Genomic DNA, 12,373 nt, shown 5'->3' with positions numbered 1-12,373 from the left:
ATTTAATATCAAAGCAATAGCCGAAAACGAAGTTTTCTTTTCTTTTTTTGATAAATGTAATAAAAAATAAGTAAAACGATTAAATACTCCTACTAATGGTTTCTATGAATCGATAATGAGGTTTAGCGCCTCAATGCGAAATGACCTTTTACTTGAAACTGTTTTCCATTCTGAATAACATCTGCTACAAACCAATAATCTTTGGCTGGCATTTTTTTGCCATTATAAGTGCCATCCCAACCTGGGGAGTTATGAGTTAATACAGTTAATAGTTTACCGTAATTATCGTAGATATGAATAACTGTACCAGGAAGCATTTCTACCCCCGCAATGTGCCAAGTATCAAAGTCTCCATCATTGTTTGGCGTCATATGTTTTGGAGTGTCAATTACTAAAACATCTTTTGTAATGCTGGCACATCCATTTTGGTCTATAATAGTAAGTGTATTGTATCCTATCGGTACATTCTGGAAGATATTAGAGGCTTGTAAAAGACCATTATTAAGTTGATAAAGGTAATTTCCGATTCCAGTTACAGTGACGGTAATATTATTAGGGTCTGAAAAATCTATAGTTTCCACAACGTCGATGGTTGCTGATTCCGATTCAGAGACATTGAATATTGAGGTATTTTCACATCCAAATTGATTAGTAACCGTAACCGAATAGGTTCCAATATCATTAATTTGAATATAAGACGAGGTTGCTCCTGTAGACCATAAATAGCTGTCAGTAGGATTATTGGTTTCAGCTGTTACAATTAAAGGAATGTTATTTGAACAAATCACCTGGTCTTCAATAGATACAAAAGGCAAGTCTTGTACAGTAGTTGAAAATTGGGTAATAGCGTAGCAGCCAGTAATATTATTTTCTAGTCTCACAAATATGATTTCATTTGTGTGAGTGATGTGTGTTGTGTTAATAGGTTGATTTCCTTCAATAGCATTAATTTCAGAATTATAATAGGTTATAAAGAAATCATTTGGATTCTGACCGCCTAAAATAGCAGCATTCTGTTCGGATAAATCGATCTCTACTAAGCCATCAAAGTCATCATCACAAACACTGATAGGATTAGGTTGATGTGCTATAGGGATCGGATTAATCACCAATTGAAAAGGATAAACAATATAACAATGTGTTGTACTGTATTCTACTCTAGTATATAGGGTTTCTGTGGTATTGGTGTGAATGTAATTTGAATCTAATGCATTTTCATTAGCTTCAGCATCTGCTTCATTTGAGAAATAGTTGATAAATATATTATACGTATCATCCATTAAAAGTTCATTAATTTCTATAAGATCGACACGATTCTCAGCGTTTTCACAAATATTGTAAGTTCCAAATGGATTGATTTGTGGAGGTTGGTTGATGATTAATTCAAAAGGAACAGCATCGAAACATCCCGTAGTTGCGTTTGTAACTTTCGCAAATAACGTTTGTGGGTTCGATGTATTGGTGTAAGAACCAGGGTTTAAAATAGGATTAGTATCCATATTTAAGTCCTCTTCAGTTTCAAAATAGGTGAAGCCTATATTATATTGTCGTCCTTGTAGAACTTCTAATTCAATCTGTGTTAAATTCCAGTCTTGTGTATAATTATTGTTATTACCACAAGCCGTAAGTTTTTTGTTGTATTGAACTTCAGGAAGCGATAAGGTATTAATATTAAATGTGGCTATGTCGACACATCCTGTATTAATGTTTTCAATGCGAGTGTAAATTAATTGCGGGTTACTGGTAGTGGTGTAAATTAAAGGCATGGCATTAGCTCCAACTTCAGCATTTAACGGAGTGAGATGAAATGAAATGTTTAATTCTGTTGTACTGCCACTATTTATTTCTGTGACTTTATCAATTAAATTTGTCGTTGCAAAGCCCGTTTTGTCAACATCACATTCAAAAACATCTGACGGGTAATTAAAAAGCGGTGCCTGTCTTACTTCAACATGCATTGGTGCGACTTTAAAACAACTGTTTTGAGCTTCATTTTCTAGGCGAACAAAAATAGTTTGAGGATTTGAACTCGCCAGATATGCGGTGTTTTTATCAATAGGGTTTATGTTGTTTAAAGCCTCATTTTCAGTTTCAAAATAAAGAACTTGCATATTGTTTTGACCATCTATTATGTCGGTATCTTTATCAACAAATAGAAATCCTGATGTGTCGTTCAAATCAATAGCGCAATAAATATAATCTTCAATAGTGCTGAGTTGTGGGTTAGCGTAAATTTGTATATTATAAGTAAAGACAGTAAAACACTCTAAGGTTTCAATTTCTCCCCTTATAAAAACGTCTCTACTTTCCGTTGTATAGTGGTTTGGGTTAATTATAGGGTTTACATCATTTACGGCATCTTCATAAGTTTCAAAAAACGAAAAACTTAAATTACTAGATCCACCAGATAATTCAGGAATAACGCTCTCTAGATTAATTGTTGCACTTCCATCTTGGTCATCGTCGCAAATTATTAAAGGCTCAGGATCACTAGCTTCAATCGCAGTGGTTATATTAACTTGAAGCGTTGAAATCGAAGGACATGAGTTCTCCCAAAATATATTAACGACTCTAACGAAAAACTCTTGCTGATCTCCAGGTATATTGTAGCTTTCTGTAATTTCATTCGTTTGATTTTTAGCATCCTCATAGCTTAAATAAAAATTTACTGAGCCTACAACATTCAAATCAAGGAAGTAAATATCTTTTAAGGGAGCTATTGAAATAGTTGTATGGTTAGTAATAGGATCCAAATTGCCACAGTAATCAACAATAATAGGGTCTAGGTCATAAATTGGTTCTATGTTAACTGTAAATTTAGAATCGTACGAGCAACCACCATAGGAAGCTTGCATAAATATACTTTGTGAATCTGCAACAGACAAAATAGAGTTTTGGTCTAATGGATTAACTAGGTTGGTACGATCTTGTTCGGTTTCATAGAAAACAAGGTTAATATCGTCATAACCATTTTTATATTCTTCAGATAATTCAGCGAGGTCTATATCTATAAAGCCATCATTAGATGGGTCATCACATTCCGTGATAGTTTTATCTCTACCAAAAAGATTATAGACCAAATTTTTATGAATTACAACAGACGTAAAACTGCGACAATACTCATCAGGAAATTTTACACTTATAGGCAATACAAATGATGGAGTAGAAAAGTGAACTATTGGGTAATCTGGATGGGGAAGTATCTCCAAATTCATTGCTACGATAAGTTCAGGATGTTGCGCCTCAAAATCACTAATTAAGTCGTCTATATTATAAGTTAATGTTAAGCTGTTATAATCAATAGTGTCATTACCACTAGGTTCGCTATACATTGGGTCTATACAGAGATTAATTATAGTTCTGTCTATATCTGGAGGTATTGTATAAGAAAAATTCACAGGAACTACCGATGAACAATCATATAAAACACTCTCCACTCTTGCAAAAAATCTTGGTGGTTCTTGTTCTAAATCAGGAAAGTCACTAATTGCATTTTCAGCATTTATAGCATCATTTTCTGTTAAGTAATAGGTCACTGTGGTGTCAAATTCGTAATTTGAAACAGTCCTATCAAGAGCACTCAATTCGGTAAATGTAGATTCAAAAATCTCACCGTTACAGACTTCAATTGTAAACTCTAATGTGCTAGGTGAATCTTTAACGTTAAGGTTAAAACTACCCAATTGAAGACAGTCACCATTTAAACTTTCTATTCTAACAAAGATGGTTTCTAATGAATCCGTATTTTCGTAAATTCCTATAATGGGATTACTATTATTTTGAGCATCATCTTCACTAAGGTGATAGGTGATTATATAATTTGTTGAAGGTAAAGACGCATAGATTTCATCATTTTTTTCAGTGAAATCAAATTGATATACACCATCGCTTGGAGCAGGATCACAGATGTTAATTGTATCAATAGGTGCAGCGTCCTGGAACGGAATAATTTCTATTTCTATGGAGTCAGTCAATAGACAATTACCACTATTAGAAGGAATCGAAATTTCAACATCATAAGTGCCAGAAGCATCTACGTTTAACGTTGAATTATTTTCACCAATGATTGGATTCCCGTTTAAAAACCAGGTGTAAATCGCAACGACGTTATCAATTTCAGCATTTAAAGTGAGGTCACTACCACAAATACTTTGATCTGGTCCTAGGTTTATAGAATTACCAAAACCTTCCGCTTCAATAAATACGGCAGAATCAAAACGTTGGTCAATATGATCTGCAATTAAGATTTTGATATGGTAAGTTTCATTCGGAATAATATCTGTTCTAGCCGTTAATACTTCTGTACGCCCATTAAAGTTGGTGTCCCCATTGTTATATCCTTGAAAATAGTCTTCGTTTTGAGCCTCGCAAAAGCCTGTAATGTTTGGGTGAATGGTATTGGTGCTAATTTCTGTTGTAGTTTCAGGCACTACGGCAATATTAACGTAAGGATCTGTTGTTCCGGCTCGTTTTATTAAGATAGCGAAAACATCTTGAAAATTACAAGGAAATTCTTGCTGGTATTCATCTGAAGCAAATAAATAATTGAAGGATACAAAACTATTCGCAGATGAAAAATCGAATTCAATAGTAGTGGCATTCAGAGTTTGTTCTATTCCAAGTACATTAAGAATATCAGGATCAGTAAGCCAATCTATATTACCGTCATTTAGATTTTGAGAATTGAAAGAATTTCCTGCAGAACTTACACGACCAGTAGATAATAATATACCACTTTGTAATGGAAAGTTTGAAGTGCTTTTATCGAACGTACCATAACTAATCACATTATTAATACTACCATTTATTGGTGAGGAAACGTTGCTTACGGTAACACAGTCACTACCAACTAGATTTTGAATAAGTTCATTTGGTTGTTGAGAATTATCCGTAGTTATTTGCTGCGCATAAGAATAATTTATATACACAAAAAGGAATAGAAATAGATATATACTTTTCGCTTTCATTAAAACAAGAATCAACACAATAGTATAGTGTGCTAGTTTTCTTTTTTTTGATAAATATAAAGAAAATTAAATACTTGAAACTAGATCTTTGGAAATGACATAGTTTAACCGTTAAGACGTCACTTTATGAGACTTAAGTGCGCTTTAATATAGAGCTGTCTATTCTTCTGAATTAGATTAAAGGTATACAGTTCTCTTTATGTGTTGTAAATGAAATTCACAATCGGAAGATCCTAAATATAAAAAATCCCCTTACCGAGAGGTAAGGGGATTATAATAAAATATGATTGAGTTTAATGTTTTAATGTAAAGTGACCTTTAACTTCAAAAGCTATTGAACCACGTTTTACGTCAGCAGTAAACCAAAAGTCACTTGTTGGTAGTATATGACCATTGTAATAACCGTCCCAACCAGGAGAACTAGATGTTAACTGTTTGATATGTTTACCATAGCGGTCAAAGATATTAATTACAGTTCCAGGTAAGGTTTCAATACCTACAATATGCCAAGTATCAAAATCACCATCGTTGTTTGGTGTAAAGAATTTAGGGATATCCACTACTAAAACGTCTTTAGTCACATTTGCACAACCATTTAAATCTATGATTGTAACGGTATGGTAACCCATTGCTACATTCTGAAAAACATTAGATTCTTGAGGATCAAAATCATCTAATTGATAAAGGTAATTACCAATACCACTAATGGTAACTGTAATATTATTTGGGTCTGAGAAATCTACAACTTCTGTAGTTTCTATAGTCGCGGTTTCAGATTCAGTAACACCAAAATAACGCGTGTCTTCGCAACCGGATTGCGTGGTGACAGTCACCCAATAATTACCTACTTGGGTAATATCAATTTCTGGTGTGGTTTCACCAGTGGACCATAAATATGAATCAGTTGCATAATTGGTGTTTGCCGATACTAGTAAAGGCATATTGTCTATACAAATCACTTGGTCTCCAAGATCTATAACAGGCAGAGGATTTATAATTACAGAAAATGAGGTTATACTATAACATCCTGTGTTGTTATTTTCTACACGAGCATAAATCTCCTCACTATCAAAAGCAATATAATCAGTGTCTAAAGCAGAATTGTTTTCATTCGCTTGAAGTGCTGTGTTATGATATGTTACCGTAAATGTATTAGGATTTTGACTTCCTAAAATACTTGAGTTTTGTTGCGTTAGATCAAAATCTAAAAGACCATCAAAATCATCATCACAAGCTTCTAAATCATTAGGTTGATTGGCTACAGGTAATGGATTTACTTTTAGATTAAATTCGTAATACGTAGAACAATGTGTGGTACTATATTCTGTTCTTAAAAATAAAGTGTCAAAATTACTCTGGTATGTATAATTAGTATCTAAAGCATTTGTATTTGCTATAGCGTCTGCTTCATTTGAGAAATAACTATATAAAACGTTATAAGAAGCATTAGTTGCTATTTCGTTGATTTCTGTTAAATCTACGATGTTCGATTCATTTGCGCATATTGTATATTCTTCAAAATCATTAATAATAGGAGGTTGGTTTACTATTAACTCTATTGGTAGCGCGGCATAACAGTTAGAGACCGTATTGGTCACTTTCATATAAACCGTTTGAGGATTTGAAATGTTTGTATAATTTGCAGGATTCGGAATAGGATTTATACTCGCTTCAGAATCTTCAAAATTAGCATAATACTCAATAACAATATTTTCTTGTCTAACATCTGTAATATTAGATTGAGCGCTAGTTAAATCAAATACAAGAGTACCATCTGTATCATCATCACATTCTATCATTGGTTCTACAAGTGTTACCTCAGGTACTCTTATTACATTTACGACAAATGATGTCACAGATTGGCAAATTGTACCATTATCTATTTGAACAAAAATTTCTTGTGGATTTACAGTATTTGCATATTGAAGCGGAATCTCATTGGTACTGTTTCGAGCATCGTTTTCAGACGTATAGAATTTTACGGTTTGAATATCCGAAATACCAGCAGTGACTTCGTCAACGACGCTAGAAAAATCGAATAAGACCGAACCATCATTTGAGATATCATCACATACAAACCAATTTGTTGGCTCGTTATATTTTGGATTTGTACCTACTTCAATAGTAAAAGATGAAGTACTATAACAAGATTCGTCTGTAAGATTCTCTATCCTAACATAAATTTGTTGTGGATTGGTAATGTTTTCATAAGTACTTGTTTTATCAATAGCATTAGTTTTGTTATCGGCATCAGTTGGGTTAAGGTAATAAGTTACTTCTTTACCTGTTTGGCCATCTAAAGCTTCACTATCTTTGTTCTCAAAAATAAATTGACCAATACCATCAGATACATCTTCACAAAACGTATATTGTTGTACATAGTTAGATAAATCTCCGACATATGGTAAGGTGTTTACAATAATGTCTAGTTCTTCAATAGCATAACAACCAGTTGTACTATTCTCAACACGCATGTAAACAGTTTCTGTTTGGGCTGCGTAGCTCGTTATATCTTGAATTTCATTTACATCTGAACGTGCATCGGCTAGACTATTATGAAAGCTTACACTTCTATTAGGTGTTGCTAAAATAGAATTTGGTATTGTAGTGTTTAAGTTTATTGGTGAGAAACCATCTCTATCTGCGTCACAAATAATAATGTCTAAAGGTTTTTCGCTTTCTGGTGCTGGTAAAACGGTAACTTCGAATGAATTATAATCAAAACAACCTGTTTCAGAAAACGTAATTCTAGGAAACAATGTAAATGGATTGGTTGTATTTGTATACGAGTTTGGAAGCGGGTTAGTGTTGTCTATAGCATCTTGTTCTGTTAAGAAGTAAGTAACATCAAAGCCTTCTTCTCCATTCGTTACATCTCCGCTTAAAGATGATAATCTGGTTGTTGTAAAACCATCTTGGTCTTCATCACAAACCATTAGGTTTACAACGGATTCAAATTCAATTATAGGATACAATACCAAATCGAACTCTGCAACCTCGTTACAAGTTGCGTTTTCTAAAGTAATATAAATTGTTTGTGGGTTGCTTTGTGAATTGTATGATACAGCAGGGTTAATGGCATTAATTCCATTATCTCTGTCCGATTCAGTTTCGTAAAATACGATTTCAACATCAGGTAATTCATTGATGATACCAACGGCAATATTTTCAAAATCGAACTCTTCTGTTTCATCATCCCCTGCATCACATACAGTTACGTCTCTAATGTTTGTTGCAGTCAATAACAGGTTAGTATGTAATTCAATAGGTGTCGTAGATGCACAACCTGTAGTCGCATTTTCTACTCTAATATAAATGAGTTGTTCTTCAAAATCAATATTTGCGTAATTAGTGTCGTCTGCAATTGGATTTAATCCAGATAACGCATCTTCTGAAGTGATATGGAAAGTTACTGACACTCCAGTCAAACCTTCTAATACTTCAGGGATAATTGAAGTTAAATCAAAATTAGCAAAACCGTCTAAATCCGTATCACACGCATCAATATAATGTACCTCTGTGTTAATTACAGGACTTTCTATGACGCTAATATCTAAAGTTGTGGTACTAATACAACCGGTTTCTGTATTCTTAACACTTACAAATACTTGTTCTGAAGCGTTGGTGTTGGTATAAGGCATAGAATATGCATTTATACCTGCAATTGCATCTGCAGCCGAACTATGATAGCTAACCACAAGATTCGGTTGCGAAAGTGTTATTTCAGTATCTTTATAGGCATTTAAATCCATAGACACTCTTCCGTCTGCAGAACCTTCATTACAAACTTCTAGTTCTGATGGGTTAGAAATTATTGGTAATGAATTTACAACCAAATTAAATGTTGAAAATGCTAAACAACCATTAATCGTATCTTCAATTCTTACATGTATAGATTGTGGGTTAGACGTGTTTTGAATAGGACTTGTAATGGCATTACTATTATTAATAGCATCTGAATTGTTATAGTGATATGAAATCGTATAACTAGAAGAAGGTACAGAGGCTAAGACTTCTGAATCTTTAGTGGATAAATCAAATGTTTCTACTCCGTCACCACTTAAATCATCACAAAGTTGATAGTCGGTAATAGGATCTGAGGTTTGTGTAGAACTTAAAGTAACTTCAATATCATCTTCTATAACACAAGAATTTCCTGCAAGTGGCAATTGAATTTCTACACGGTAATTACCCGATTGTAAAGCTGTAAGAGTCGATTGATTTGCTGAAGGAATTTGAGAGTTGTTGAAAAACCAAGAATAAACGGCATTTGGGTTGTCAATGTTTCCGTCTAATTCAACACTATTAGCACAAGTAGAGAAATCTTCTCCTAAATTTACTGAGGCGTCAAAACTATTACCTTCTATAAATACGGCAGAATCATAATTTTGATCATCTTGATCTGCGATGACAAGTTTAATTTGATATTGTACGTTAGGTTGAATAGAAGCTGTAGCAGAAAGTACTTTAGTTCGACCATTATAATTAGTGTCTCCTAAATTATACCCATCAAAATACTCTCCGTTCGAAGCTGGACAAAATCCAACGATTTCATCATGAACCGTTTTAGTATTTACAGGGGTTGTAGTTCCGGGTATTAAAGCAATGTTTACATAAGGGTCAGTGGTACCTGCTTCTCTAATTAAGAAAGCAAAACCATCAGAATAATCACAAGGGAAATTTCCGTAATACTCTTCCGAAGCTAAAATGTAATTAAATTGTATTTGATTTGAAATTGAAATAAATTCAAACTCGATAGATGTCGCATTTACAGTTCCAGATATTCCTAATGTCGATTCAAGATCAACATCTGTACTCCATGTCTCATCTCCTTCGTTTAAAATGGCGTTGTTTTGTCCGTTACCAGCAGAGGTTGCGTTTCCTGTGGTTAAGACAATTCCATTTTCGAAAGGGAAATTAGAGTTAGCACGTTCAAAATAACCGTAACTACCAATTCCGATAGTAGATCCATTTGAAGGTGATGTAATATTTGTGACTTCAACACAACCTTGTATTAATGTGTTTTGAATTAAGTCTTGAGGTGAAACTGAATTATCTACAGTAACTTGTTGAGCAAAAGTAATACTACAAATTAAGCCTATAAATAAGCAGAGGGAGCGGTTTAAATAAGTCATTAGTTTCGGTTAAGGGTTTTTGTTTTAATGCAGAGTAGATTTGGAGTCGACGCTTACATGTGATTTTATCACGGCGGAAAAGTATATTAAAATAAGATGAAATACAAAAAAATACGCTGAAATGCACGAAATGTTAACATTTAGAGCCGAAAAATGGGCTTTTGAGCTGATAGATTCAGCGAAAAGAGAATATTCTTACACTTGAGAATCAGATTATTTCCTTTTATTTTGTAAGAAATATCTTTAACTAAGTGTCAGTAATTTAATTTCATAGCCATAGTAAACCTAAAATAAAATTTGAGGTATTAAAATGAACTATTATAATTTTTTGAGGGAATTCTTAAAAAAAATATGGAGGGAACTAGCAACGAAATATTGCTAACGATTATAAAAATAATAGAACAAAAGTATAAATACAAAAAAATAAGATGAATGGGCTAAAACTTTAACAGTTCTAATAATTTACATATACCCAACCAACAAATGGTTTATAATTTGGGTCATTTAAATTCAAAATATAATAATATGTCCCAACTGGTGCGAGGCCGCCAATATTATTAAGCCCTCTGTTTATTTTACCGTACCACGGTTTTTCATTGTTACCAACAAAAATTAAGTCTCCGTAGCGGTTATAAATTTGTAATTCGTGCTCAGTAAATATGTCGTATAAATCTTGAATGTTGAACCAGTCGTTTTTAGTATCATTATTGGGTGAGAAACCTTGAGGAATATAAGGCGGACAATTCTCTATGGTTAAATCGAACTGAAATATCTCATAACAGGGATCACTTACTATGCTTACATATATCGTTTCCGGATTTGATGCATTATTATAGTCAGACGGTATTAATATAGAATTAGATGCTGTTTCTAAATCTTCTAATGATAGATAGAAAGCAACATCGTCTTCTTCATAATCTAAAGTTTTCAGTGCTTCAAATAAATTATAACTCGAAATTTCTAAGCCTTCGTTACAGCCTATAAGGTTAGGAAGTACTATTATTTCAGGAATAATTAATAATTCTATTTCCGAATAATCACTATTATTGTTTTCGTTAGATTCTGTAACAACACCTGTCATGGTGCCATCATCATCTACAATAGCAATAATAGTAACGTTAGGATCGATGTCTTCGGGCAAATTGAGGTAAATACTATTACTCTCACTAGCATTTATAGCAATAGCATTTAGTGTTACACTAGCGCCAATAAAATCACCATTGCTATAAAATGCGATTGGTGTATTGGCTGGTAAAACATCTGTACTATTAGTGTTATGAACGGTGTAGAATACTTCAATTGTAGTGTCTCCACAACTTACTGTGTCATTATCAATTGTTATAGTAGCATCTGGCAATTGACTATTAAGTACTGTAATAATATTATTTATCATTACAAAATCTTGTCCAGAAGTCAGTGCAATAGTCGCAGAAGTATCTCCAATATTTATATTATCTTGAATATTATACACATCAATATCCATATTATATAAGTTGGTAGCTCCTGTAAATGAATTTGTACCATTAAAGGCATTGTTTGCGGGGTTTAATGGGTAATTACTAATCACGTTTCCGTTAATAGTAAGTTGCTCATTAACTGCAATAGATCGATCTCCTTCCCAAGCAACGAATCCAATTTTGGCATTTTCATTATCTAGTACGTTTAAATTATCTAATGATATACTTAAGTTGTCGGGAACACTTTGTAAACCATCATAAACATTTAGTTGATTAAGGGGAAGGTTACTATCTTCATAAATCACAGTAATGGCCCAACCTCCAAAATTTGTACCTGAAGGACAATAGGGGGCAATAACAGCATTAAGGTCAAAATTAGAAATGGTATAATCGGTATTACCTTGATTTAGAATTATTGATGTAACATCTGCAAACGCTGCGAAAAAAACACGGTCACTATCTATGGCATCACTAAATGTGCGTTCTGCAGTAATATCTATATTATTTAATGAAATATTGAAATCTCCCGTATGTGTACCTGCCCAATACAAATAAGCGGCAACTATATTTTGCCCACTATTGAGTGATAAATTTGCTGATGATGACGTTAAAATAGTACAAGGTCCTAAAGTGCCATTTTCAACTGTATTCATAGTGTTGCCAATCGCTGTATAGTCATACCTTCCGTTAAATTGTTGGAATAATGACACGTCTTGGGCTAGTGCAGGAAGCGTTAAACCAACCAGTAAGAAATAGTGTATGTAGAAATATTTTTTCAATTTTTTTTGGATTGGTCAAACGAAAATACAATTTT

The 12,373-nt window shown here is 33.3% G+C and carries 3 protein-coding genes; all 3 read right to left on the bottom strand.

Annotation, left to right across the window (positions count from 1 at the left end; genetic code table 11):
• Positions 1-122: 122 nt before the first annotated feature.
• A complete protein-coding gene (locus BLT80_RS11525; protein ID WP_092468114.1) occupies positions 123-4,967 on the bottom strand; it encodes a T9SS type B sorting domain-containing protein in 4,845 nt (1,614 codons plus the stop codon).
• Between the two features lie 293 nt (positions 4,968-5,260).
• A complete protein-coding gene (locus BLT80_RS11520; protein ID WP_092468112.1) occupies positions 5,261-10,102 on the bottom strand; it encodes a T9SS type B sorting domain-containing protein in 4,842 nt (1,613 codons plus the stop codon).
• A 454-nt stretch (positions 10,103-10,556) separates the two neighbouring features.
• Positions 10,557-12,338, bottom strand: coding sequence for a T9SS type B sorting domain-containing protein (locus BLT80_RS11515; protein ID WP_245710242.1), 1,782 nt, complete (start codon positions 12,336-12,338; stop codon positions 10,557-10,559).
• Positions 12,339-12,373 lie beyond the last annotated feature (35 nt).

This window comes from Winogradskyella thalassocola (genome assembly GCF_900099995.1).
GTDB classification, from domain to species: Bacteria; Bacteroidota; Bacteroidia; order Flavobacteriales; family Flavobacteriaceae; genus Winogradskyella; species Winogradskyella thalassocola.
The sequence above is the reverse complement of the archived record's forward strand: the minus strand, read 5'-3'. Positions and strand labels throughout refer to the sequence as shown.

What these genes read in the sequence shown, in the direction of transcription:
- BLT80_RS11525 (WP_092468114.1), bottom strand. Translation starts at nt 4,967, where the DNA reads ATGAAAGCGAAAAGTATATATCTATTTCTATTCCTTTTTGTGTATATA.
- BLT80_RS11520 (WP_092468112.1), bottom strand. Translation starts at nt 10,102, where the DNA reads ATGACTTATTTAAACCGCTCCCTCTGCTTATTTATAGGCTTAATTTGT.